20 protein-coding genes are annotated in these 25,163 nt (G+C 72.3%); 11 read left to right on the top strand and 9 right to left on the bottom strand.

Features of this window, described 5'->3' with window-relative positions:
- Positions 1–8: 8 nt before the first annotated feature.
- The 5 genes from ICC28_RS29035 to ICC28_RS29015 all read right to left on the bottom strand — a co-directional run bounded on the left by ICC28_RS29035 (position 9) and on the right by ICC28_RS29015 (position 5,998).
- Positions 9–1,520 (bottom strand): phytoene desaturase family protein, encoded by a 1,512-nt coding sequence (locus tag ICC28_RS29035; RefSeq protein WP_188291704.1) that lies wholly within the window; start codon positions 1,518–1,520, stop codon positions 9–11.
- A 30-nt stretch (positions 1,521–1,550) separates the two neighbouring features.
- Positions 1,551–2,180, bottom strand: a complete 630-nt coding sequence (locus ICC28_RS29030) for a DUF4126 domain-containing protein (protein ID WP_188291703.1) — start codon at positions 2,178–2,180, stop codon at positions 1,551–1,553.
- Positions 2,181–2,560: 380 nt separating this feature from the next.
- Positions 2,561–3,190, bottom strand: coding sequence for a TetR/AcrR family transcriptional regulator (locus ICC28_RS29025; protein ID WP_188291702.1), 630 nt, complete (start codon positions 3,188–3,190; stop codon positions 2,561–2,563).
- Positions 3,191–3,213: 23 nt separating this feature from the next.
- Positions 3,214–5,298 (bottom strand): YhgE/Pip family protein, encoded by a 2,085-nt coding sequence (locus tag ICC28_RS29020; RefSeq protein ID WP_188291701.1) that lies wholly within the window; start codon positions 5,296–5,298, stop codon positions 3,214–3,216.
- The gene (locus ICC28_RS29015) at positions 5,270–5,998 is read right to left on the bottom strand and encodes an ATP-binding cassette domain-containing protein (protein WP_188291700.1); all 729 of its coding nucleotides are present in this window, start codon (positions 5,996–5,998) and stop codon (positions 5,270–5,272) included. The genes ICC28_RS29020 and ICC28_RS29015 overlap by 29 nt, the downstream gene beginning before the upstream one ends.
- A 161-nt stretch (positions 5,999–6,159) precedes the next feature.
- Here ICC28_RS29015 and ICC28_RS29010 point away from each other — a divergent pair, with 161 nt between their 5' ends.
- The 3 genes from ICC28_RS29010 (at position 6,160) to ICC28_RS29000 (ending at position 8,363) form a co-directional block, all read left to right on the top strand.
- Positions 6,160–6,723, top strand: a complete 564-nt coding sequence (locus ICC28_RS29010; protein ID WP_188291699.1) for an SAV_6107 family HEPN domain-containing protein — start codon at positions 6,160–6,162, stop codon at positions 6,721–6,723.
- A gap of 145 nt (positions 6,724–6,868) precedes the next feature.
- Positions 6,869–7,696 (top strand): class I SAM-dependent methyltransferase, encoded by an 828-nt coding sequence (locus ICC28_RS29005; protein ID WP_188291698.1) that lies wholly within the window; start codon positions 6,869–6,871, stop codon positions 7,694–7,696.
- A gap of 277 nt (positions 7,697–7,973) precedes the next feature.
- On the top strand, positions 7,974–8,363 hold the full coding sequence (locus ICC28_RS29000; RefSeq protein ID WP_188291697.1) for a DUF3040 domain-containing protein: 390 nt from the start codon (positions 7,974–7,976) through the stop codon (positions 8,361–8,363).
- Positions 8,364–8,645: 282 nt separating this feature from the next.
- Here the strand turns inward: ICC28_RS29000 and ICC28_RS28995 are convergent, their stop codons facing one another.
- From ICC28_RS28995 to ICC28_RS28980, 4 genes are all read right to left on the bottom strand, one after another.
- A complete protein-coding gene (locus tag ICC28_RS28995; protein ID WP_188291696.1) occupies positions 8,646–11,027 on the bottom strand; it encodes a DUF3488 and DUF4129 domain-containing transglutaminase family protein in 2,382 nt (793 codons plus the stop codon).
- The gene (locus ICC28_RS28990) at positions 11,024–12,391 is read right to left on the bottom strand and encodes a DUF58 domain-containing protein (protein ID WP_188291695.1); all 1,368 of its coding nucleotides are present in this window, start codon (positions 12,389–12,391) and stop codon (positions 11,024–11,026) included. Before ICC28_RS28990 ends, ICC28_RS28995 begins: the two co-directional genes overlap by 4 nt.
- Positions 12,391–13,419 (bottom strand): AAA family ATPase, encoded by a 1,029-nt coding sequence (locus ICC28_RS28985; RefSeq protein ID WP_188291694.1) that lies wholly within the window; start codon positions 13,417–13,419, stop codon positions 12,391–12,393. Before ICC28_RS28985 ends, ICC28_RS28990 begins: the two co-directional genes overlap by 1 nt.
- A gap of 238 nt (positions 13,420–13,657) precedes the next feature.
- Positions 13,658–14,206 (bottom strand): beta-class carbonic anhydrase, encoded by a 549-nt coding sequence (locus ICC28_RS28980; RefSeq protein WP_188291693.1) that lies wholly within the window; start codon positions 14,204–14,206, stop codon positions 13,658–13,660.
- 420 nt (positions 14,207–14,626) lie between these two features.
- Here ICC28_RS28980 and rsmH point away from each other — a divergent pair, with 420 nt between their 5' ends.
- From rsmH to ftsW, 8 genes are all read left to right on the top strand, one after another.
- On the top strand, positions 14,627–15,583 hold the full coding sequence (gene rsmH / locus ICC28_RS28975) for a 16S rRNA (cytosine(1402)-N(4))-methyltransferase RsmH (protein WP_188291692.1): 957 nt from the start codon (positions 14,627–14,629) through the stop codon (positions 15,581–15,583).
- A 43-nt stretch (positions 15,584–15,626) separates the two neighbouring features.
- On the top strand, positions 15,627–16,229 hold the full coding sequence (locus ICC28_RS28970; RefSeq protein ID WP_317454117.1) for a septum formation initiator family protein: 603 nt from the start codon (positions 15,627–15,629) through the stop codon (positions 16,227–16,229).
- 5 nt (positions 16,230–16,234) lie between these two features.
- A complete protein-coding gene (locus ICC28_RS28965) occupies positions 16,235–18,184 on the top strand; it encodes a penicillin-binding protein 2 (RefSeq protein ID WP_317454116.1) in 1,950 nt (649 codons plus the stop codon).
- Between the two features lie 163 nt (positions 18,185–18,347).
- Positions 18,348–19,868 carry a UDP-N-acetylmuramoyl-L-alanyl-D-glutamate--2,6-diaminopimelate ligase gene (locus tag ICC28_RS28960; RefSeq protein WP_188291690.1) on the top strand — a complete coding sequence of 507 codons (1,521 nt, stop codon included), beginning with the start codon at positions 18,348–18,350 and terminating at the stop codon, positions 19,866–19,868.
- Positions 19,869–19,872: 4 nt separating this feature from the next.
- Positions 19,873–21,279, top strand: coding sequence for a UDP-N-acetylmuramoyl-tripeptide--D-alanyl-D-alanine ligase (locus ICC28_RS28955; RefSeq protein ID WP_188291689.1), 1,407 nt, complete (start codon positions 19,873–19,875; stop codon positions 21,277–21,279).
- Positions 21,276–22,349 carry a phospho-N-acetylmuramoyl-pentapeptide-transferase gene (mraY, locus tag ICC28_RS28950; RefSeq protein ID WP_188291688.1) on the top strand — a complete coding sequence of 358 codons (1,074 nt, stop codon included), beginning with the start codon at positions 21,276–21,278 and terminating at the stop codon, positions 22,347–22,349. The genes ICC28_RS28955 and mraY overlap by 4 nt, the downstream gene beginning before the upstream one ends.
- The gene (gene murD / locus ICC28_RS28945) at positions 22,331–23,776 is read left to right on the top strand and encodes a UDP-N-acetylmuramoyl-L-alanine--D-glutamate ligase (protein ID WP_188291687.1); all 1,446 of its coding nucleotides are present in this window, start codon (positions 22,331–22,333) and stop codon (positions 23,774–23,776) included. The genes mraY and murD overlap by 19 nt, the downstream gene beginning before the upstream one ends.
- 20 nt (positions 23,777–23,796) lie before the next feature.
- Positions 23,797–25,158 carry a putative lipid II flippase FtsW gene (ftsW, locus tag ICC28_RS28940; RefSeq protein WP_188291686.1) on the top strand — a complete coding sequence of 454 codons (1,362 nt, stop codon included), beginning with the start codon at positions 23,797–23,799 and terminating at the stop codon, positions 25,156–25,158.
- The last annotated feature ends 5 nt before the right edge of the window (positions 25,159–25,163 follow it).

Genomic DNA, 25,163 nt, shown 5'->3' with positions numbered 1-25,163 from the left:
GCCGGTGCTCACTGGGAGCCCCGGAAGTCCGGCCCCTCCACGATCAGCCCGGCGACCAGGGCGCCGGACATGCCCGCGTGAGGGAGCCCGCCACCGGGGTGCGACCAGCCGCCGACGGCGTACAGACCTGGGACACGGGTGCTGTTCGACGGGAGCAGGAAGGCCCCGTCGGCCGCGGCCAGCGCCGGTACGGGCACCCCGCCGCCCTCGGCGCCCGTCTCCTCGTAGGTGTGCACCGGCGTCCGGACCTCGCGCCACAGCACCCGCTCGCGCAGCCCCGGTATCGCGCGCTCGGCCGCCTCGGTCATCCGGTCCGCGAAGGCATCGGCCGCGCCGGACGCCGTCCAGTCGTACCGCGTCTGTGAGGGAACCGTCGCCGTGAGGACCACGGACTCGTGCCCCTCGTCGGGGCGCAGGGCCGGGTCGTCCGGGCGGTCGACCCGGACCGTCGGCCGCACCGGCGGCTCACCGAGCCCGAACGCGTCGATCTCGGCCTGCCGGTCCGGGGCGTGCACCACCGTCCGGTGCGCGGCACCCGCCTCGCGCGCACCGCGCAGCGCCAGGCAGACCACGACCCGGCCCATGGCCATGCCCTCCGGTCCGGGCTCGACGTCCTCGTCGCCGTACAGCTCCCGGCCGCGCACCAGATCGTCCAGACGCCACGGCCCGGAACCGACGACGAAGTCCGCCTCGGCCGCCGTCCCGCCCGCGAGCTCCACCCCCGCCGCCCGGCCGTCCTTCTCCAGCACGCCGGTCACCTCGGCGCCGAAGTGGAACTCGACCCTTCGCGCCACGCACCGCTCGTACACGGCACGCGCCAACTCCCTGATGCCGCCCCGCACGTACCAGGTCCCGAACGCGAACTCCATGTATGGCAGGACGGCCGCGCTCGCCGGTGCGGCGCCGGGATCCAGGCCGTACCCGAGCGCGTGGCTGTCCAGCAGCGCGGCCAGCCGCGGGTCGCGCAGCTCCCAGGCGCCGACCTCGGCGAGCGTGCCCGCGCGGCGGGTGCGCAGCAGACGCTTGTGCGGGACGGCCGGGTAGGGCTCGCGCTCGGCCAGCACCGACCAGTTCGGCCACAGCGGCTCCTCCAGGAGCGGTCTGCGGCTGCGGTCCCAGGCCTCGCGGGCCCGCACCAGGAAGTCGCCCCAGCGGGCGCCCGCGCCCGCTCCGAGCGCCTCGTCCAGGGCCGCGACGACCCCCGCGCGCGAGGCGTTCGGCAGCCGGACCTCGGTGCCGTCCGCGAAGACGTGCCGCGAGGACGGGTCGACCTGGACCAGGTCGACGAGGTCCTCCAGCGGCTCCTTGCCGGTCTTGACGAACAGGTCCCGCCAGACGGCGGGCAGCGGCAGCAGGCCGGGTCCGGTGTCGAAGGAGAAGCCGTCGCGCTCGAAGCGGCGCACCGCCCCGCCGTACGTCGCCGTCCGCTCGTACACCGCCACCCGGTGGCCCGCGACGGCCAGCCGGGCAGCGGTCGCCATCGCGCCCATCCCGGCGCCGATCACCGCAATCCGTGCCATGCCAGGGACTTTATCCGCCGCCACTGACAGTCACGGCGCCGGAGGCCCGCCCGGCGGCCCCCCGACGTGCGCGGTGAGCCGGCGCTCCTCGCGTCGCTGGGCCCGGCGCCGCAGGAACCGCCGGATCCGCGAGGCCAGGAAGAACAGCAGCGCGAGACCGGCCAGCAGCAGCACCCCGGCGATGATCGCCGCCGCCTCCGGGTTGAAGATCGCGAACGTGACCAGGCCGGCGACCCCGAGGTCCTCGGCCAGGCTCACGACCACATTGCTCATGGGCTCCGGCGAGGTGTTGACCGCCATGCGCGTCCCCGCCTTGATCAGGTGACTGACCAGCGCCGTGGAACCGCCGACGAGACCGGCGGCGAGGTCGTTGAGCGACCCGCTCTGCCCCGCGAGCAGCGCGCCCACCCAGGCGCCGCAGACCGGGCGGACCACGGTGTGTGCCGCGTCCCACAGGGAGTCGACGTAGGGCACCTTGTCGGCCACGGCCTCGCAGAGGAACAGCGCGCCGGCCACGATCAGCACCTCGGGGCGCTGCAACGCCTCGGGCACCTCGTCGCTCAGCCCGGTCGCGCCGAAGACGCCGAGCAGCAGCACCACCGCGTAGGCGTTGATGCCGCTGGCCCAGCCGCTGGTGAAGATCAAAGGGAGTACGGACACGGAGGTGATCGTAGCCAGACGGGCAGGGGCACGGCCTGGGGATGAGCACACAGGTCTGAGTACGCGTACCTAGTCACGGAGATGAGTACGCGCACGGATGGGGGCCGACCTGCGCGAACGACACAGTGGAGACACGGAAAAGGGGCCCGGCTCCGGCACCGGCGACACGGGGCGCCGGAACGGAGCGGCCCCGGATCCGCTCCTTCCGTCGGCCCGCGCGTCGGCGGAAGCGAGGCACGGGGGAACCCGGGGGAACGACCGCACGGGGGACCAACGGGGGAACGGGGGAGTACGGCGAAAGCGCCGGTTCGCGGTGGCACGCGGGGGACGTGGCCACCGACGGACCGGCGCTTTTGCGTGTCCGGCGCGCTCTGGCGTGCCTAACCCCGGCCGGTCACCCGCCCCTGCAACAGCCGCGACAGCGCCGCGTGGACGTCGTCCAGGGAGCGTTCCGGCTGGAAGGACTGCCAGTCCAGGGCGGCCACCAGGACCATGCCGACCAGGGCGGCCGCGGTCAGCGGGATGTCGATCTCCTCGCTGAACTCGCCGTTCGACACGCCGTCGAGCAGCACGCCCTCCACGACGGCGACCACGTCCTGCCGGACCACCATGAGCGTGGACTGCCAGGCCCGGTTGGTGCGCCACAGCTCGGCGACGTAGAGCTGGGTGAAGGACGGGTAGGCGGCGATGAAGCCGAGCCCCGCGCGGATCATCGCGTCCAGGGCGTCCACCTTGCTGCCGCCCTCCCGGGCGGTGCGCTCGGCCGCATCCCTCAAGGAGGCGGTCAGCAGGCCCACCCCGTGCCGCAGCAGCTCCTCGAAGAGCACGGACTTGCTCGCGAAGTTGTAGTAGACCGTGCCCTTCGCGACCCCGGCCCGCTCGGCGATCTCGTCCACCGTGGTGGCGGAGAAGCCCTGCTCGGCGATGAGCGTGACGGCCGCCTCGTAGAGCTTCTGCCGGGTGGCCTCACGGCGCGTTCTGCCGCCCGACGCGGCACTGCTGCTGTCCATGACCATGATTGTCCCGCGCGCGCTCACAGGCTCAGCTCCGGGTGCAGCCGGTCGAGCGTCCACACCTGCCGGCGGCGGGCGGACAGCGCGGTCAGCGCCAGGGCGCCCACGGTGAACGCGACGAGCACCACGCACGCGTGCCACACCGGAGTCAGACCCCCGCCCGTGATGAGCCGCCTGAGAGCCTCCACGACGTAGCTCATCGGCAGGAACGGGTGCAGCGCGTTGAAGAAGCCCGGACTGGTCTGGACGGGGTACGTGCCGCCCGCGGACGTGAGCTGGAGCATCAGCAGGGCCAGGACGAGGATGCGGCCGGCCGGTCCGAAGCGCGCGTTCAGCCACTGAACGATCGCCGCGAAGCACGCCGTGACCAGGAACAGGAAGCCCACGGTGCCGGCCGCGCGGGCCATCTGCAGCCCGACCGCCCAGTGCAGCACCGCCATCAGGGCCGTCGTCTGGAGCACGCCGATCACCACCACCGGCAGCCAGCCCGCCAGCGCGATCCGCCACGCAGAGGCGCCCGCCGCGAGCGCGCGCCGGTTCATCGGCGCGATCAGCATGTACGCCACCATCGCGCCCACCCACAGGGACAGCGGGATGAAGTACGGGGCGAAACCGGTGCCGTAGTTGGGCGCCTTGTGCAGGTCCTGCGAGACGAGCCGGACCGGGTCCGCCATCACCTCGGTGCGCTCGTCGCGGTCCCGCTTGTCGTAGTCCGGGATCTGCTCCGCGCCGTCGTGCAGCCCGTCGGAGAGCTCCCCGGAGCCGTCGACGAGCTTGTACAGGCCGTCCTTGAGGTCCGTGGCGCCCACCTTGAGGTCGCCGACGCCCTTGTCGAGGTTCTTGGCGCCGGTCTTGGCCGTGCCGAGCCCGCTGTGCAGCGACTTCGCGCCGGCGGCGACCTTCGCGGCCCCCTCGTTCAGGTCGTTGATCTTGGTGACGGCGTCGTCGAGGTCCTCGGACAGGTGCGGCGCGCGGTCGGCGAGGGCCTGTGCCTGCTTCTGCAGGGTGGCCAGGTGCCGGTCGAGTTCGTCGAGGCCGCCGTCCTGGTCCGCGATCAGCGTGTTGACGTCGTCGGCGATGCCGGCCACGTCCGCGGCCGCCTCCTTGGCGGTCTTCAGGTCGGAGCAGGCGGCGTCCGGCGGCAGGGCGTCCTCGCAGCGGGCCGCGTAGACGTCGTTCAGGTCGTCGGAGGCCTTCCGGGCGTCCTCGGCCGCGGTCGGCGCCCGCTTCACCAGGGCGTCGAGGTTGTCGCGGACCGCCGCGGAACCGTCGGCGACCAGCTGGGCGGTGTCCCCGATGGCCTTCTCGTTGTCCTTCAGGAACGGGCCGACCTTCCCGGCGGTGGCGTTGACCTTGTCCGCGAGCTTCCGCGTGCCCTCCGCGACCTTCCGGGAGCCGTTCTCCAGGTCTCCGGCGCCCTTGTCGAGCTTCTTGAGGCCCGTGGCCAGCTTGCCGCTGCCGGCCTTGGCGTCCTTCAGCCCGTCGGCGAGGTCCCGCGAGCCCTGCTCCGCCGTGCCGATGCCGCTCTCCAGGTCGTCGGCTCCCTTGGCCGCCTTGACCGTCGCGCCGTGGATGTCGGAGAACGAGATGAAGATCCGGTCCAGGAACGACCGCGACGCCTTCGTGGACGCGGCCTCGCGCACCTCGCCGAAGACCGTCCGCGAGATCTGCCCGACGATGTAGTTGTTGGCGTCGTTGGTGCGCACCTGGAGCGCGCCCGTCTCGGGGGAGTCCCCCGAACTGGAGGCGATCCGCTCGCTGAAGTCGGCCGGCATGGTCAGCGACAGGTAGTACCGGCCGTCCTCCACGCCCGCGCGTGCCTCGGCGGCACTCACCTCGTGCCAGTCGAAGACCTCGCTCTCGCGCAGCCCCGCCACGATGTCGTCGCCCGCCGCGAGCCTCTTCCCGTCGGCGGTCGTGCCCCTGTCGTCGTTCACGAGCGCCACGGGGATCCGGTCCAGACGGCTGTACGGGTCCCAGAACGACCACAGGTACAGGGCGCCGTACAGCAGCGGCAGCACGAGCAGCGCGACCAGCGCGGCGCGCGGCAGCTTCCCGCGGCCGAAGCGCCGGATCTCAAGCGCGGCCAGCCTCGGTGAGCGCATCCGTCGTCACCCCCTCCGACGCGGTGGAAACCACCACGGCGTCCTCCGGAGCCTCGCTGCACACCGCCATGACCGTCGTTCCGGCCTCGGCGACCGACCTCAGCAGCGCCCAGACCTCGGCCCGTTCGGCATCGGCGAGCTTGAGATCGGTGTCGTCGACACCGAGCAGCCGCGGCCGGCCGATCAGGGCCAGGGCCACGGAGAGCCGCAGCGCCTCCACCCGCTCCAGATCACGCACCGCCGTGCGGGAGCCCTTGGGCAGGGCGTCGCGGTCCAGCCCCGCCGCCTCCAGCGCCGCGTCGACGCGCAGCCGCTCCTCGGCCACCCGCTCGGCACGTGGCCGCAGCAGGCCCCGCAGCGAACCGCCGAAGCGCCGCTGGAGCAGCGCCCGTTCGTGCAGGTGCTCGGCGACGGTGAGGGCGGGGTCGAGGTCGGTCACACCCGGGACGTGCGCGAGGCCGCTGAGGCGCCGCACCGCCCCCATGTGCTTGGGCAGCGCGGCCCCGCCCACGGCGGCCAGGCCCTCGGTGGGCCTCATCCGCCCGGTCAGCGCGAGCAGCAGGCACGTACGCCCGGACCCGGACGCCCCCTCCACCGCGATCAGCGAGCCCGGCCCGGCCTCGAAGGAAACCCCGCGGAACGCCCATCCGCGAGGCCCTTCGAGCCCGAGACCCCGGGCCGTGACACCGACTCCGGTCACGGCTACCCCATCCCCTGTTTTTGAACTGACTGGTCAGTGCAAAAACTAGCCCGAACCTTCGATCGAAGCAAAAGCCCAGGTCAGAACGGATTGTCAGTGCCATACCGCACGATGGGCACATACGGCACCCGTGCCGTCACACAGACGACAGGAGGTTCGTCATGGCCAGCTACCACGCAGCCGCCGCCCACCGGCGCCGCGCCACCGGCCCTGCCCCCTCACTGACCGGCCCGGCGAGCGACGTGCACCCCGTGCTGCGCCGGACCACGGCCCCGCCCGCCGCCCTCGACCTGCTCGCCCAGGCCCGCGCCGGACTGGACGAGGCCGCCGTCCTGGAGACACCCAACGAGCGCTATGCGACGGCCCACCTCGCCGCCCTGCGCACCGCCGCCGCCGTGCTCGCCGCGCGCGGGCGCCCCGAGACCACACCCCGACGCCGGGCCCGCATCAGGAGCGCCTGGGAAGTGCTCCCCGAAATAGCGCCCGAGCTCGCCGAGTGGAGCGCGCTGTTCGCTGCCGGGGCCCGGCGCCGCGCCCGGGCCGAGGCCGGTATCCAGGGCGCGGCCACCCGCCGGGACGCCGACGACCTGATGCGCGACGTGGCGATGTTCCTGCGCCTGGTGGAGCGGATGCTGGTGCTCCAGCCGGTCCTGCCCCAGCAGCGCCAGGACACCGACCGGCCGGAGGGGGAGGACCCGGGACGCGATTTCCCGGACGTCGGCTGACCCCGGGCGCCATGACCAGGTACGGGACCGGAGGCAATAGGGTGGGACACGCCTGAAGCCGCTCAGCTCCGGTACCCCGGACCGGGCGGCAGCCCGTTCGCTCCGCCGTCGCACGCGGCGGTGCCGCGCCGAGGAGTCAACTGCCGTGTCGGACCCGATGCGCCCGCCCGTCGCCCACCGCCACCCTCACCCGACGCCGCTTCGCTCCGACCCCTCCCGCCCCCGCGCCTCCCTCCGTACCGCGGTGGTCTGGGAAGTCCTCCAGGACGCCCTGGACCGCCGGGCCAAGGCCACCGGCCGCGAGGCGCTGGACGTCCTCGACACCGGTGGCGGCAGCGGCAACTTCGCCGTGCCCCTCGCCCGCCTGGGCCACCGCGTCACCGTGGTCGACCCCAGCCCCAACGCGCTGTTCGCGCTGGAGCGCCGCGCCGCCGAGGCCGGTGTCGCCGACCGGGTGACGGGCGTCCAGGGCGACGCCCACGGCCTGTTCGACGTGGTCGAGCGCGGCGGCTACGACGCGGTGCTGTGCCACGGCGTCCTGGAGTACGTGGACGACCCGGCCGAAGGCGTCCGCAACGCGGTGGCGGCCCTGCGCTCCGAGGGCGTCCTCAGCCTGCTCGCCGCCGGTCTCGGCGGTGCCGTGCTCGCCCGCGCCCTCGCCGGGCACTTCAAGGAGGCGAAGCAGGCCCTCGACGACCCGAACGGCCGCTGGGGCGAGGGTGACCCCGTGCCGCACCGCTTCACCGCCGAGCAGCTCACCGCACTGGTGAAGGGCGCGGGCCTCACGGTCGGCGCCGTGCACGGCGTCCGCGTCTTCGCCGACCTGGTCCCCGGCGTCCTGGTGGACACCGAGCCCGGGGCCCTGGAGGCGCTGCTCAAGCTGGAGGAAGCGGCGGCCGAACTCCCCGCCTTCCACTCCGTTGCCACACAGCTTCATGTGCTCGGAGAGACGCAAGGGGCCGCCGAGGCCTGAGCCGCCTCCTGTGATGCACCGCTGATCAGGGACTTGGCTGCACATGGAGTACGCCACAGGCCCCCCGATCGGGCGCTCAGCGCCGTATGATCGAGGGAGACCGCCCGGCATGACGGGTCGGCTGCTGGGGAATGCAGACCTCAGCGGGCCGGACCGCCCATGGCGGATCCCGGTTGGCCAATTGGCGTAGAGGGGCGGGTTTCACGGGGGCGATTCCCTGCCTATCCTGAAGGGACCCCCCGGGTCGCCCCGGCGACTGCACGATGAGGAGGACTCCGTGCCGCTCTCGGAGCACGAGCAGCGCATGCTCGAGCAGATGGAGCGAGCGCTGTACGCCGAAGATCCCAAGTTCGCGACAGCGCTTGAGGGAAGCGGGCTGCGCACGTACACCCGGCGACGGGTCTACCAGGCAGTCGCGGGCTTCCTCGTGGGTATCGCGCTCCTCATGGCTGGAATGGTCGCCCAGCAGGTCTGGCTCAGCGTGGTGGGCTTCCTCGTCATGCTGGGCTGCGCGGTACTCGCCGTGACCGGCTGGCGCAAGGCCCCCAAGCCGGGCGAGCAGCCCGCTGGTGGCCAGCAGGCCGACCGTCAGAGTCGACCCAAGCGCTCCATGATGGACCGCATCGAGCAGCGCTGGCAGCGGCGCCGCGACGAGCAGGGCCATTAGCTCGAAGAGCCGCAGCTCCCGCACAGACAGACGTGAGGGGGTGACCACCAGCACCAGCAAGGTGGTCACCCCCTCACGCGTGCCTTCAGGCGCGCCCGCCTGCCCGCAGGCTTGCACGCCGTAGGACAGTCGGCCATGCGGACAGTCGGCCATGAAGGCCGTCGAGTCGAGGGGCATGGAGATCGTCGAAAGCAGGAAGTCCGTTGACGGCAGGAAGACCTCGGCCCGGGCGGGTACCCGCCCGGGCCGGTCTGTGCTCGCGTCCTCGTTCCCGCGTTCGCCTCAGCCCTGCTGCCGGGACGGCTTGCCGAACGTCGGGCGTCCCGCGGAGACCCGCGCCTTGACGCCGTCCCACCAGGCCGAGGCCGCCCACACCACACGGACGGACGAGCGGGGCGCGAACAGTGCCCGCAGCCGCGTGCCGCGGCTGACCGTGCCCTGCAGCGCGGCGGCCACCCGGCGCACGTCCTCCGCGAGACCGGCCGTCGGGCGCGGCCGCGGAGCGTAGAGAACCTGCTCCACGGCGTCGGCCACCCGGTGCACCGCGGCCGCGGCCGTCGGATCGAGATGCCCGAGCCGCACGATCCGCGCCGCCGCCTTGCGCGGCGTCTGCGACTCGTCCGGGGCGATGCCGAAGTCCCAGGCCGTGTCCGTCAGCTCCTGCCAGACAGCCAGCGTGTGCGCGGCCACGTCCGCCTCACCGCGGCCGTGCGCGCCCAGCCGTACCGCCCGGGTCCGCGTCCGCCACAGCAGCGGCGCCAGGGGCACCAGCAGGACGGCCAGGCCGCCCAGGGCCCAGGAAAGGGCGACGTACCACTTGGGGCCCTGGTCGTTCGGGACCACCACCGCCTGCGGGGACTCGCTCGCACACAGTTCCGGCTTCTGCCCGGCCGGGCAGCTGTCGCTCGCCGACGGCTCGTCCGAGGGCGCGGCACTCGACGTCTGGGACGGCCGGGTTGTATCCGGCAGGGTGCTGCCGGACGAATCCGTCTGGGTGTACTCGGGGACCGAACCCCGGGTCGGGGTCGGCTCGAAGCGGGTCCAGCCGACGCCCTCGAAGTACAGCTCGGGCCAGGCGTGGGCGTCCCTCAGCCCCACCGACACCATCCGGTCCCCCTGCGGGGTACCGGGCGCGAAGCCCACCGCCACCCGGGCCGGTATGCCCAGTGAGCGGGCCATGGACGCCATGGCGAAGGAGAAGTGGACGCAGAAGCCCTGCTTGTCCCGCAGGAACCGGGCGATCGCCTTCGACCCGCTGCCGACCTGCACCTGGGTGTCGTACTGGAAGCCGCCGGTGACGGCGAGGTACTCCTGGAGCTTGACCGCCTGCTCGTAGTGGCTCGTCGCGCCGTCGGTGACCTGGCGCGCGGTGTCGGCCACCTCCTTGGGCAGCGACGACGGCAGCTTGGTGAACTCGCGCTTCAGGGCCGCCGACGGCTCCGGCGCCGAGGCGAGCTGTTCCGCCGTGGGCTGGAGGTCGAGGCTGCGCACCGTGTAGGTCGCGCCGCGGGTGTTCTGGCCGTGATCGCCGACCAGCGTCATGCCCAGCGGCTCGTACCGCCAGTTGCCCTCCACGTCCACGCCGCTCGGCGGGTACGGCATGGGCAGCCAGTCCTGGGCGTACCAGTTCGCGGCCGAGACACGGGTCTCGATCTCGGTGCGCTTGATGTCGGGGCCCAGACCCATGGGGGTGGGGAACTCCTCCGGCACCGCGGTGATCTTCCGCTTGGACGGCTTCCAGGTGGTGCCGTCGAAGTCGTCCAGGGACACGATCCGCAGATACATGTCGGACAGGTTGTCGGTGGTGGTGCGCAGGGTCAGGACCTCGCGGTCCTCGTCCACGTTCAGGCTGTCGCGCAGCGACACCAGCGGGTTCACGGCGGAGATCGTGCCGCCGCTCCCGGACCCGTCGCCCACTCCGGCGCCGGCCGCGTCCAGCAGGCCGCCGTTCATCGCGGGCAGGCCGAGCGGCACCACCAGGGCGATGCCCAGCGCGACCACGCCGATGCGCCGTCCGGCGCGCACGGGGGCCACCGCGCCGCTCGGTTCGCCGGCCGGCGTGCGCGGGGCGCCGCCGAAGACGCGTCCCCACTGCGAGAGCCGGTCCCGGCCCTCGGCCAGCAGCAGCATCAGATAGCCGGACGCCGCGACCAGGAACCACAGCCAGTCGGCGCCGCCGTCGGACAGCCCCGCGGCGACGGAGTACAGCGCGAGCAGCGGCAGCCCGGCCGGGGCCGCGCTGCGGAAGGTGACCGCGAGGGTGTCCACGGCGAGACCGATCACCAGGACACCGCCGACGAGCATCAGCCGGATGCCGTCGGACACCGGCGCCGGTATCGCGTACCGCCCCACGTCGTCGGTGCCGGCCTGGAGCAGGTCGGCGAAGTGCGTGAACGCCTGCGGTCCCGGCAGCAGCCCGAAGAGTGCCTGCTCCCGGGCGAAGGCCAGGGTCAGCAGCACCAGCGTGACCAGGGCCTGCGCCCCGACGGTCAGCGCCCGGGCCAGCGGCACCCGCCGCGCGGCCATGCCCACACCCGATTGCACCGCCAGCATCAGAGCCGCCTGGAAGAGCCAGGTGGGCTCGTCGACGAGGGGGAGCAGGGCGCAGGCCGCCGCCAGCGTGGCCACCCAGGCGCACAGCGCCAGTCGTGCCCGCCCGCTCATGCCGGTCCCTCCCCACGACTCGCGGCGACGACGCCCGTGCGCTCACGGTCCGCCTGGCGCCACAGCTCGGTCAGGGAAGCGCCCCGCGGCACGCTCACGGCCGTCCAGCCGGCCTCGCGCAGCATGCGCAGCCGCTCCCCGCTCCTGTCCAACGGCCGGGCCACATCGGTCGGTTCCCGGCCCCAGGTCTCGCTGTCCAGCACGAAGGCGACCGCGCCCCCGCTGCGCTGGCGCATCTTGGCGGCCACCGTGGCCTGCTCCTCGTCGAGGTCGCCGAAGAAGGCGACGAGCAGCCCCTCGTTCCCGCCGCGCAGCACGTCGTAGGCCCGGGACAGGCCCGTGCCGTCGGAGTGGTCGATCACCGCGAGGGTGTCCATCATCAGGCCGGCCGCGTCCGCCGACTCCTGGCCGGTACCGGCGAAACCGTCGGCCCCCTCGCCGGGCACCGAGCTGCCGGTGTCCGTCAGCAGGCGCACGGAGAAGCCCCGCTCCAGCATGTGCACGAGCGCCGAGGCGGCGCCCGACACGGCCCATTCGAAGGCCGAGTCCGGGCCCGCGCCCCGGAAGGCCAGTCCCCGGGTGTCCAGGAGCACCGTGCAGTGGGCGCGCTGCGGCTGCTCCTCCCGGCGCACCATCAGCTCGCCGTAGCGGGCGGTGGACCGCCAGTGCACGCGGCGCAGGTCGTCGCCGTAGCGGTAGCCGCGCGGGATGACGTCGTCCTCGCCGGCCAGCGCGAGCGCGCGCAGCCGTCCGTCGCCGTACCCCTTGGCCTCGCCGGTCAGCCGGACCGGCGGCAGCGGCTCCACGCGCGGGATCACCGTGAGGGTGTCGTACGTGGAGAAGGAGCGGGTCAGTTCGCACATGCCGAACGGATCGCTCAGGCGGAGCTGGAGGGGGCCCAGCGGATAGCGGCCGCGCAGGTCGGAGCGGACCCGGTAGGAGACCTCGCGGCGTCCGCCCGCCTCGACGCGGTCGAGCACGAAGCGGGGGCGCGGGCCGAGGACGTAGGGGACCCGGTCCTGGAGCATGAGCAGGCCGGTGGGCAGCCGCGAGACGTTGTCCATCCGCAGGTGCACCCGGGCCTCGCTGCCGGCGGGCACGCGCGCGGGGGAGAGGCGGCGGCTGCCGGCGACGCGGTAGCGCGTGCGGTAGAGCACGGCCGCGCACACCAGCGGCAGGACCGCCAGGAGCAGACCGACCCGGAGCAGATCGCTCTCCCCGAGGACGTACGCGCACACGGCGGCGGCGATGCCCGCGGCCAGGAAGGAGCGGCCGCGGGTGGTCAGACCGGACAGCGCGGTGCGCACGCCGCCCTGCCCGCCCCGGTCGGCCTCCGGCAGGCCCGGCCCCGCGGCGGAGGCCATCACAGCCTCCGCGGCGGCTGCTGGCCGTACGCCTGCGTGCCGTGGCCGACGCCGGCACCGCCCTGCTGCTGGGGCACCGGAGTGCGCTGGAGGATCTCCTGCACGACCTGCTCCGAGGTGCGCCGGTTGAGCTGGGCCTGGGCGGTGGGCAGCAGCCGGTGGGCCAGGACGGCCACGGCGAGGGCCTGCACGTCGTCCGGCAGCGCGTAGTCCCGCCCGCCGAGGGCGGCGGCCGCCTTGGCGGCGCGCAGCAGGTGCAGCGTCGCGCGCGGGGAGGCGCCGAGTCGGAGGTCGGGGTGGGTGCGCGTGGCGGCGACGAGGTCCACGGCGTACCGCCGGACCGCGTCGGCGACGTGGACACCGCGGACGGCGTCGATCAGCTTCACGATCTCGTGCGCGTGGGCCACCGGCTGGAGGTCGTCCAGCGGGTTCACCCCGCCGTGGATGTCGAGCATCTGCAGCTCGGCGTCCGCGCTGGGGTAGCCGATGGAGACCCGGGCCATGAAGCGGTCGCGCTGGGCCTCGGGCAGCGGGTAGGTGCCCTCCATCTCCACCGGGTTCTGCGTGGCCACCACCATGAAGGGGCTGGGCAGCTCGTAGGTCTGCCCGTCGATGGTGACCTGCCGCTCCTCCATGGACTCCAGCAGCGCCGACTGGGTCTTGGGCGAGGCGCGGTTGATCTCGTCGCCGATCACGATCTGCGCGAAGATCGCGCCCGGCTTGAACTCGAAGTCCCGGCGCTGCTGGTCCCAGATGGACACGCCGGTGATGTCCGAGGGCAGCAGGTCGGGGGTGAACTGGATACGCCGCACCGAACAGTCGATCGACCGTGCCAGCGCCTTGGCCAGCATCGTCTTGCCCACGCCGGGGACATCCTCGATCAGAAGATGCCCCTCGGCGAGCAGCACGGTCAATGAGAGCCGTACGACCTCGGGCTTGCCCTCGATCACTCCCTCCACCGAACTGCGGACACGCTCCACAGTGGCGGTCAGATCAGTGAGGCTCGCTCGATCGTCATAGGTCGTCACCCGGCCCTCCTCGGCCCGTCCTTGCCGGGCCGACGCTCTGCGTTGCGGACCGGCCCTCCCCTGGAACACGGACACCACGCGTGAAAGGTTCCGCGTGACGCCACCCCCGCATTCTTGCTGCCGTTACCGATTCGTGTCACTCGCCTGTGGACAACCGGCGGCGATATGTCGGGGTTTACTGTCTTCTGGGCACCGTCCAGCAGGAAATCAACAGCGAAACGACAGCTTCGGCGCGAGGTTACGCAGGGTCGATCTCGCGCAGGAGCCCGGTCTGCACGTCGAAGACGAAGCCGCGCACGTCGTCGGTGTGCACCAGGAACGGCGAGGTCCGCACGCGCTGCATGGACTGCCGCACATCCTGGTCGACGTCCCGGAAGGCCTCCACGGCCCAGGCGGGGCGCTGGCCGACCTCCATCTCCAGCTCGTGCCGGAACTCCTCGGTGAGACTCTCCAGGCCGCATCCGGTGTGGTGGATGAGGACCACGCTGCGGGTGCCGAGCGCCCGCTGGCTGATCGTCAGGGAGCGGATCACGTCGTCGGTGACGACACCGCCCGCGTTACGGATGGTGTGACAGTCGCCGAGCTGCAGGCCGAGCGCCTTGTGCAGGTCGAGACGGGCGTCCATGCAGGCCACGATCGCGACGTTCAGAACGGGGCGGGCGTCCATTCCGGGATCGGTGAACGCGGAGGCGTAGCGCTCGTTCGCCTCGACCAGACGGTCGGTGACCGTGCCGCCGCCGGCTATGGCGCCTTGGGGACCTGCGGGAACCGATGCAGAAGTCGTCATACCCATGACGTTACTGGTCACCCTCGATCCGGGCCCGCTGTGAGAGGGGACAAAGAACGTCATTGAGCCTTGTTGTGAGCTAACCCACAAGGGTGGCGCGAGTGCCGCCGTACGAGTGATTCATCCCGCCTCGCGGCTTCGGGCCCGGCGCGGGCCGCGCCGCGCAGGCCGGTTGATTGACCGCGAGACAGGGTGGACTAAAGTGACGCGAAGCGGGAGGCGAGGCCTCCCTGCTGGACTGAACTTCCGTAGGACCCGGCACACCTGCCGGCGATCTCCCCGCGTGCGCGGCGCGTACGCACGGCTCGGCCTCCCTTCCGCTCCCGGCCGGCTGACGCTTCCGGCGCCGGCAGGCCTCCCCTTCACGAGAGGGTGGGGGACCCGGCGGTGCGTACTCCTCGCCGGACCTGAGAGGGCCCCTTGAGCCAGAGTCGACATGTCCCGGTGATGCTCCAGCGGTGTCTGGACATGTTGGCCCCCGCCCTCCAGGCCCCCGGAGCGGTCGTCGTCGACTGCACCCTCGGCCTCGGCGGCCACAGCGAGGCGCTGCTCCGGCAGTTCCCCGAGGCCCGGCTCGTCGCCCTCGACCGCGACAAGGAGGCCCTGCGGCTGTCCGGCGAGCGGCTCGCGCCCTTCGGTGAGCGCGCGACCCTGGTCCACGCGGTCTACGACGAGCTCCCGGACGTCCTCGATCGGCTCGGCATCGCGCGCGTGCAGGGCGTCCTGTTCGACCTCGGCGTCTCCTCCATGCAGCTCGACGAGGCCGACCGGGGCTTCGCCTACGCCCAGGACGCCCCGCTGGACATGCGCATGGACCAGACGACCGGCATCAGTGCCGCCGAGGTCCTCAACACCTACCCGGCGGGCGAACTCGTGCGGATCCTGCGGTCGTACGGCGAGGAGAAGCAGGCCAAGCGGATCGTGGCCGCCGTCGTGCGCGAGCGCGAGAAGGAGCCGTTCAGCAACAGTGCGCGGCTCGTTGAGCTGATCCGGGACGCGCTGCCGCAGGCCGCCAAGCGCACCGGCGGCAACCCGGCCAAGCGCACCTTCCAGGCCCTGCGCATCGAGGTCAACGGCGAACTGTCCGTCCTGGAGCGGGCGATCCCGGCCGCCGTGAAGGCGCTGGACGTCGGCGGGCGCATCGCCGTGCTGTCGTACCACTCGCTGGAGGACCGGCTGGTGAAGCAGGTGTTCGCGGCGGGCGCCGCCACCACCGCGCCGCCCGGACTGCCGGTCGTGCCCGAGCAGTACCAGCCGCGGCTCAAGCTGCTCACCCGTGGTGCCGAACTTCCCACCGAGGAAGAGGTCGCCGAGAACCGGCGGGCGGCACCGGCGCGACTGCGCGGGGCCCAGCGCATCAGGGAGGACATCGAGTGACGGGCGTGAGTGAGTTGGGAAGCCGAACTCACTGGAGGGGCGCGTGAGCAGGAAACCCGAACTGAAGGGGAGGGCGGCCCGGCTGGCGCGTCTCCTCCCGGCGGGTCCCGGGCAGGCGGCCCGTACGCCTTTCGTCCTGCTCGTCGTCCTCCTCCTCGGCGGCGGCCTCATCGGGCTCCTCGTGCTGAACTCGGCCCTCAGCGAAGGGGCGTTCCGTCTCGACGACCTCCAGAAGGAGACCAAGAGCCTCACCGACGAGGAACAGGCCCTCCAGCGGGACGTCGACGCCTACTCCGCCCCCGACGCCCTCCAGCGCCGTGCCCGCGAACTCGGCATGGTGCCCGGCGGGGACCCCGCCTTCCTCGACCTGGACGGCACCGTCAAGGGCGTCCCCGCCCCGGCGCCCGCGAACGCCCGCCAGACCTCTGTGGACCACCCCCTCGTCCTGGCGCCGGAGGCGTTCGCGCCCCCGCCCACGACAGCCCCGCCGAGTCCGCAGAGCCCGGACAGCCCGGAGACCCCGGAGATCCCGGAGAGCCCCGCGGGCCCCGCGGGCCCGCCCGGTCCCACGGATCCGCCCGGTCCCACGGGCCCGCCCGGTCCCACGACCCCGACCCCGACCCCGACCACGACCCCCGGCAGGTGACGGAAGTGTCCGACAGGGAACCGCCGCGCCGCCGGGTGCCAGGACCCGCACGGCCCGCCCGCCCCGGCGGCCGCCGCACCCCGGGCCCCGGCGCCCGCCCGGCCCGCCGCCCGGCACCGCCCCGCCCCGCGGCCCCCCAGGCCCTCCGGCTGGGCAGCCCCCGCCCCCGGCTGCGCATGATCAGCCTCGCGCTGACCCTGGTGCTCGTCGCCTTCGCCGTACGCCTGCTCCAGGTGCAGGCCGTCGACGCGAGCACCTACGCCGCCAAGGCGGAGAAGAACCGGTACGTCGTCTACACCCTGGCCGCCGAGCGCGGCGGCATCACCGACCGCAACGGCGTGGCCCTCGCGACCAGCGTCGACGCGTACGACATCACCGCCGACCCCACGATGTTCACGCGCAAGGCGCTCAAGGCCGGCGACGGGCCCGAGCAGGCCGCCGCCCTGCTCGCGCCGATCCTCGGCCAGGAGCAGGCCGTCCTCACCGAGAAGCTCAAGGCGAAGGGGCAGTACGTCCTGCTCTCCCGCCGCCAGACCCCGCAGGTCTGGCGGCAGATCAAGGACCTGAAGTCCGCGCTCGCCACCAAGGCCAGGACCGACCCGAGCACGGTCAACGTCCTCGCCGGTGTCTTCGCGGTCGCCAGCAGCAAGCGCGTGTACCCGAACGGCGACCTCGCCGCCGGGATACTGGGCTGGGTCAACTACGACGGCAAGGGCGGCGGCGGCATCGAGCGGCAGCTGGAGGAGGAGCTGGCCGGCCAGGACGGCAAGATCCGCTACGCCCAGTCCGGCGGCCGCCAGGTGCCCACGGCCGGCTCCACCGAGACGCCCGCCGTGCCCGGCAGCGACGTCGAGCTCACCCTCGACCGCGACATCCAGTGGGCGGCGCAGGACGCGATCAGCGAGCAGGTGCGCAAGTCCAAGGCCGACCGCGGCTATGTGATCGTGCAGGACACCAGGACCGGCGAGATCCTCGCCATGGCCAACTCGCCCGGCTTCGACCCCAACGACCTCTCCAAGGCGGACGGGAACTCCCTGCACAACTGGAGTCTGGAGGACGCCTACGAGCCCGGCTCGACGGCCAAGGTCATGTCGATGGCCGCGGTCCTGGAGGAGGGCGCGGCCACGCCCGGCACCCACGTCGTCGTGCCCAACCGGCTGCACCGCGGCGACCGGCTCTTCCGGGACGACATCGACCACCCCACCTGGTACCTGACGCTCAACGGCGTGCTCGCCAAGTCCAGCAACATCGGCACCATCCTGGCCACCGGGCAGCTCGGCAAGACCCAGCAGGAGGCCAACCAGGTCCTCTACTCCTACCTGCGTAAGTTCGGCCTCGGCAGCTACACCGGGCTCGGCTTCCCCGGCGAGACCAAGGGCATCCTCGCGCCGCCGGACCAGTGGTCGACCTCGCAGCAGTACACGATTCCTTTCGGCCAGGGCGTGTCGATCAACGCGATGCAGGCGGCGTCCGTCTACTCGACGATCGCCAACGGCGGCGTACGCATCGAACCCACCCTCGTGCGCGGCACGAAGGGACCCGACGGACGCTTCACCCCCGCCCCGAAGCCCGAGCGGACAAGGGTCGTCAGTGCCAGGACGGCGAAGACCCTCGCCCAGATGCTGGAGTCGGTCGTGGACGACCGGGAGGGCACCGGCACCAAGGCGCGCATCCCCGGCTACCGGGTGGCGGGCAAGACGGGTACGGCCAACCGCGTGGATCCGGCCACCGGCAAGTACCGCGGTTACACCTCGTCGTTCGCCGGGTTCGCGCCCGCCGACAAGCCGCGCGTCACCGTGTACTGCGCCATCCAGAACGCCACGAAGGGCAGCTACTTCGGCGGCCAGATCTGCGGCCCCGTCTACAAGCAGGTCATGGAGTTCGCCCTGAAGACCCTCCAGGTCCCGCCCACCGGCGCCAAGGCCGCCAGCCTTCCGGTCTCCTTCCAGCCCTGATCAGCACCGAGCAGCCAGGAACCACCTCGTGACAACGATCACCCCCGATCCCGGGAACCAGAGCACCCCGCCGCCCTCTTTTCGCTCCCAGGCGGGTACGCCCGGTACGCTCACCGCCGTGCCACACGCTGATCAGTCCCAAACCACTCAGAAGGGCGCACCCGTGACATATCCCGGGCCGCCCAGGCCGGTCCACGTCTCCGCCGCACCCCTCGCGGAGCTCGCCGACCAACTGGGTGCCGCACGGCCGGAAAGCGACGCGCAGGTCACGGGCATCACCCATGACTCGCGCGCCGTCCGCCCCGGAGACCTCTACGCCGCCCTGCCCGGCGCCCGGCTGCACGGAGCCGACTTCGTCACCCAGGCCGCGGGCCTCGGCGCGGTCGCCGTACTGACCGACCCGACCGGCGCCGAGCGCGCCGCGGCGACCGGCCTGCCGGTCCTGGTCGTGGCGGACCCGCGCGGACGGATGGGCGAACTGGCGGCCACGATCTACGGCCACCCCGGCCGCGACCTGCTCCAGATCGGCATCACGGGCACCTCCGGCAAGACCACGACGGCCTACCTCGTCGAAGGCGGCCTGAAGCCGGTGCGCAGCACCGGTCTGATCGGCACGGTCGAGATGCGCATCGGCGACGAGCGCATCAAGTCCGAGCGCACCACGCCCGAAGCCACCGACCTCCAGGCCCTGTTCGCCGTCATGCGCGAGCGCGCCGTCGAGGCGGTCGCCATGGAGGTCTCCAGCCACGCGCTGGTGCTCGGCCGGGTCGACGGCTGCGTCTTCGACATCGCCGTCTTCACCAACCTCAGCCCGGAACACATGGAGTTCCACTCCGACATGGAGGACTACTTCCGGGCCAAGGCACAGCTGTTCACGCCCGAGCGCAGCAGATTCGGCGTGGTCAACCTCGACGACGAGTACGGCCGCAGGCTCACCAAGGAGGCCACGGTCCCGGTCGTCACCTTCTCCGCCGAGGGCCACCCCGACGCCGACTGGCGGGCCGAGGGCGTCCAGGTCGGGCCGATGGACTCGACGTTCACCGTCATCGGCCCCGAGGGGCAGCGGATCAGCGCCCGTTCGCCGCTGGCCGGCCCCTTCAACGTCGCCAACACCCTCGCCGCGATCGTCGCCCTCGCCGCCGCCGGCCTCGACCCGCAGGCCGCCGCCGACGGCATCGCCGCCGTACCGGGCGTCCCGGGCCGTCTCGAGCGGGTGGACGCGGGCCAGGACTACCTCGCGGTCGTGGACTACGCCCACAAGACGGACGCCGTGGAATCGGTCCTGCGCGCGCTGCGCAAGGTCACCGAGGGCAGGCTGCACGTCGTGCTCGGCTGCGGCGGCGACCGGGACCGCACCAAACGCGAGCCGATGGGCGCCGCCGTGGCCCGCCTCGCCGACACCGCCGTACTGACCTCCGACAACCCCCGCTCCGAGGACCCCCTCGCGATCCTCGCCACCATGCTCCAGGGCGCGGCGTCCGTGCCGGCGCACGAGCGCGGCGAGGTCCAGGTCTTCGAGGACCGGGCCGCCGCGATCGCCGCGGCCGTCTCCCGGGCAGCGCCCGGCGACACCGTGCTCGTCGCGGGCAAGGGCCATGAGCAGGGCCAGGACATCGCCGGGGTGGTGCGTCCCTTCGACGACCGCCAGGTGCTTCGAGAAGCCATCCAGAAGACCCAGGGATGAACTTGTGATCGCCCTCTCTCTCGCCGAGATCGCTGAAGTCGTCGGCGGGCAGACGTACGACATACCGGATCCGTCCGTGCAGGTCACGGGGCCGGTCGTCCGGGACTCCCGCGAGGCGGGCCCCGGCAGCCTCTTCGTCGCCTTCGCCGGTGAGCGCGTCGACGGCCACGACTTCGCGGCCGCGGTCGTCGAGTCCGGCGCGGTGGCCGTGCTGGCCGCGCGTCCGGTCGGCGTGCCCGCGATCGTCGTGGACGACGTCCAGGCCGCGCTCGGCGCCCTCGCCCGGCACGTCGTGACGCGGCTCGGCGCGACCCTCGTGGCGCTCACCGGCTCCGCGGGCAAGACCAGCACCAAGGACCTGATCGCGCAGGTGCTCCAGCGCAAGGCGCCGACGGTGTGGACGCCGGGCTCGCTCAACAACGAGATCGGGCTGCCGCTGACCGCCCTCTCCGCCACCGAGGAGACGCAGTTCCTCGTGCTGGAGATGGGCGCCCGCGGCATCGGCCACATCCGCTACCTCGCCGACCTGACGCCGCCGCGGATCGGCCTGGTGCTCAACGTCGGCACCGCCCACATCGGCGAGTTCGGCGGTCGGGAGCAGATCGCGCAGGCCAAGGGCGAACTCGTGGAGGGCCTGCCGGAGGACGGCGCCGCGATCCTCAACGCGGACGACTCCCTCGTACGGGCCATGGCCTCCCGTACGAAGGCGAAGGTGCTCCTTTTCGGAGAGTCCGGCGAAGCGGACGTACGCGCCGAGAACGTGCGACTCACGGACAGCGGACAGCCTTCCTTCATGCTTCACACACCCTCCGGGTGCAGCGAAGTGACCATGCGCCTGTACGGTGAGCACCACGTGTCGAACGCGCTCGCCGCGGCCGCCGTCGCCCATGAGCTGGGCATGTCCGCGGAAGAGATCGCCACCGCGCTCTCCGAGGCGGGCTCCCTCTCCCGCTGGCGGATGGAGGTCACCGAGCGCCCGGACGGCGTGACGATCGTCAACGACGCCTACAACGCGAACCCCGAGTCCATGCGAGCCGCCCTGCGGGCGCTGGCCGCCATGGGCAACGGGCGCCGTACGTGGGCGGTGCTCGGCAAGATGGCCGAGCTCGGGGACGAGGCGCTCGCCGAGCACGACGCGGTCGGACGGCTCGCCGTCCGGCTCAATGTCGGCAAGCTCGTCGCGGTCGGGGGCAGGGAAGCGTCCTGGCTGCAACTGGGCGCATATAACGAGGGTTCGTGGGGTGAGGAGTCGGTGCACGTGTCCGACGCACAGGCGGCGGTCGACCTGTTGCGCAGCGAGTTGCGCCCGGGAGACGTCGTACTCGTGAAGGCGTCCCGTTCGGTCGGTCTGGAGAGCGTTGCCCAGGCGCTGCTGGAGACCGGTGCCGAGGGTGAGGTCGCCGCCCGATGATGAAGCAGATCCTGTTCTCGGGGGTCATCGGCCTGTTCCTGACCCTGGTCGGCACCCCGCTGCTGATCAAGCTGCTGGCCCGCAAGGGCTACGGCCAGTACATCCGTGACGACGGCCCGCGCGAGCACGCCAGCAAGCGCGGTACGCCGACCATGGGCGGTATCGCCTTCATCCTGGCGACGGTCGCCGCCTACTTCCTGTCCAAGGTGATCACCGGCTACACCCCGACCTACTCCGGTCTGCTGGTGCTGGGCCTGATGGTCGGCATGGGCCTGGTCGGCTTCCTGGACGACTACATCAAGATCGTCAAGCGGCGTTCGCTGGGCCTGCGGGCCAAGGCGAAGATGGCCGGCCAGCTGATCGTCGGCATCGCCTTCGCGGTGCTCGCGCTCCAGTTCCCCGACGGCCGCAACAACACCCCGGCCTCCACCAAGCTGTCGTTCATCACCGACTTCGGCTGGTCGCTCGGCCCGGTGCTGTTCGTGCTCTGGGCGCTGTTCATGATCCTCGCCATGTCCAACGGCGTGAACCTCACCGACGGTCTGGACGGCCTCGCCACCGGCGCCTCCGTGCTGGTCTTCGGCGCCTACACGTTCATCGGCGTCTGGCAGTTCCAGGAGTCCTGCGCCAACGCGCAGACCCTGACCAACCCGGGCGCCTGCTACGAGGTGCGCGACCCGCTGGACCTGGCCGTGGTCGCCTCCGCGCTGATGGGCGCCTGCCTCGGCTTCCTGTGGTGGAACACCTCGCCGGCCAAGATCTTCATGGGTGACACCGGTTCGCTCGCGCTCGGCGGTGTCCTCACCGGCCTGGCCATCCTCTCCCGCACGGAGCTGCTGGTGGCCATCATGGGCGGTCTGTTCGTCCTCATCACCATGTCCGTCGTCATCCAGGTCGGCTCCTTCCGGCTCACCGGCAAGCGCGTCTTCCGCATGGCGCCGCTCCAGCACCACTTCGAACTCAAGGGCTGGTCCGAAGTGCTCGTGGTGGTCCGCTTCTGGATCATCCAGGGCATCTGTGTGATCGTCGGCCTGGGTCTCTTCTACGCGGGATGGGCAGCAGACAAGTGACCTCCTCGGTGTCCTCCGACTTCCAGGGCAAGCACGTCACCGTCGCCGGGCTCGGCGTCTCCGGGATCCCGGCGGCCAGGGCGCTGCACGCGCGCGGGGCGCTCGTCACGGTCGTCAACGACGGCGACGACGCACGCGCGCGTGAGCAGGCCGCCGAACTGGAGGCGCTCGGCGTCACCGTGCGGCTCGGTGACGGCGCGACCCTGCCCGAGGGCACCGAACTCGTCGTCACCGCCCCCGGCTGGAAGCCGGACAAGCCGCTGTTCGAGGCGGCCCGCGCGGCCGGTGTGGAGATCTGGGGCGACGTCGAACTCGCCTGGCGCCTGCGCGGAACCCCTGCGGGAAAGCCGGCCGCCCCCTGGCTCGCCGTCACCGGCACCAACGGCAAGACGACCACGGTCCAGATGCTGGCGTCCATCCTGAAGGCGGCCGGACTGCGCACCGCCGCCGTCGGCAACATTGGCGTCTCCCTGCTGGACGCGGTCCTCGGGGACGAGGAGTACGACGTCCTCGCCGTCGAACTCTCCAGCTACCAGCTCCACTGGGCGCCCTCCCTGCGCGCCCACTCCGCCGCCGTCCTCAACCTGGCCCCCGACCACCTCGACTGGCACGGCTCCATGGAGGCGTACGCCGCCGACAAGGGCCGTATCTACGAGGGCAATCGCGTCGCCTGCGTCTACAACGTGGCCGACAAGGCCACCGAGGAACTGGTGCGCGAGGCGGACGTCGAGGAGGGCTGCCGGGCGATCGGCTTCACCCTCGGCACGCCCGGGCCGTCCCAACTCGGCGTCGTGGAGGGCATCCTGGTCGACCGCGCCTTCGTCGAGAACCGGCACAAGAACGCCCAGGAGCTCGCCGAGATCGCGGACGTCAACCCGCCGGCCCCGCACAACATCGCCAACGCCCTTGCGGCAGCGGCCCTCGCCCGCGCCTTCGGCGTGCCCGCCACGGCCGTACGGGACGGTCTGCGGGCCTTCACCCCGGACGCCCACCGCATCGCGCACGTCGCGGACGTGGACGGGGTGGCCTACGTCGACGACTCCAAGGCCACCAACACCCACGCCACGGAAGCCTCGTTGGCGGCCTACGAGTCGATCGTGTGGATCGCGGGCGGGCTCGCCAAGGGAGCCACCTTCGACGAGCTGGTCGCCAAGTCGGCGAAGCGACTTCGGGGAGCCGTCCTCATCGGTGCCGATCGGGCGCTGATCCGCGACGCCCTGGCGCGACACGCCCCGGAAGTACCCGTCGTCGACCTCGACCGGACCGACACTGGGGCGATGCTCGCGGCTGTCCAGGAGGCGCAGCGGCTCGCCCGACCCGGCGACACGGTGCTGCTGGCCCCGGCCTGCGCCTCGATGGACATGTTCGCCAACTACAACAAGCGCGGTGACGCGTTCGCGGAGGCGGTTCGCGAACTCGGCTCCTGACCGACGTAGCGGAGGCGCTGATGCCCAGTAGCCGTACCGGCCGACCGCCCGTGCAGCGGACCGTCAGACGTCCCGCCGCCCCCCGGCCGCCGCGCGACAACCCGGTGCTGCGGCTGTACACGCGCGCCCGCAAGGCCTGGGACCGGCCGCTGACCGCGTACTACCTGATCCTCGGCGGCAGCCTGCTGATCACCGTGCTGGGCCTGGTGATGGTCTACTCGGCCTCCCAGATCAAGGCGCTCCAGCTGTCGCTGCCGGGGTCGTACTTCTTCCGCAAGCAGTTCCTGGCCGCCCTCATCGGCGCCGGTCTGATGTGCGTGGCCATGCGGATGCCGGTGAAGCTGCACCGCGCGCTCGCCTACCCGATCCTCGCGGGTGCCGTCTTCCTGATGGCGCTGGTGCAGGTGCCGGGGATAGGGGTGGCGGTCAACGGCAACCAGAACTGGATCTCCGTCGGCGGCCCCTTCCAGCTCCAGCCCAGCGAGTTCGGCAAGCTCGCGCTGGTGCTGTGGGGCGCCGACCTGCTCGCCCGCAAGCAGGACAAGAAGCTGCTCACGCAGTGGAAGCACATGCTGGTGCCCCTGGTGCCGGTGGCCTTCATGCTGCTCGGGCTGATCATGCTCGGCGGCGACATGGGTACGGCGATCATCCTGACGGCGATCCTGTTCGGCCTGCTGTGGCTGGCGGGGGCGCCGACCCGGCTGTTCGCCGGGGTACTCGCGGTCGCGGCCGTGATCGGCCTGATCCTCATCAAGACCAGCGAGAACCGGATGGCCCGCCTGCAGTGCATCGGCGCCACCGAGCCCGGTCCGGGGGACAGCTGCTGGCAGGCCGTGCACGGGATCTACGCGCTCGCGTCCGGCGGAATCTTTGGATCCGGGCTCGGTGCGAGTGTGGAAAAATGGGGCCAACTCCCCGAACCCCACACCGACTTCATCTTCGCCGTCACCGGTGAGGAACTGGGCCTGGCGGGGACGCTGTCGGTGCTCGCCCTCTTCGCGGCTCTAGGCTATGCGGGTATCCGCGTGGCCGGACGCACGGAGGACCCCTTCGTGAGGTACGCCGCGGGAGGTGTGACCACCTGGATCACCGCTCAGGCGGTGATCAACATGGGTGCGGTGCTCGGCCTGCTGCCGATCGCCGGCGTCCCCCTCCCGCTGTTCTCCTACGGAGGGTCCGCGCTGCTGCCGACCATGTTCGCCATCGGGCTGCTGATCGCCTTCGCACGCGACGAGCCCGCTGCGCGGGCGGCGCTTTCGATGCGGCAACCCCGCTTTGGTAGAAAACGGGGGGCTGGGGGCTCTGCTCGGACCGGGGAGCCCCGGAGATGGAACACGATGCGACGGCGTGCCTCGGCGGCGCGCTCGTCCGGAGAGCGGTGAATTTC

Origin of the sequence: Streptomyces sp. TRM68416, from assembly GCF_014596915.1 — a bacterium.
Classification (GTDB): Bacteria; Actinomycetota; Actinomycetes; order Streptomycetales; family Streptomycetaceae; genus Streptomyces.
This window is presented reverse-complemented; position numbering and strand designations above follow the sequence as displayed.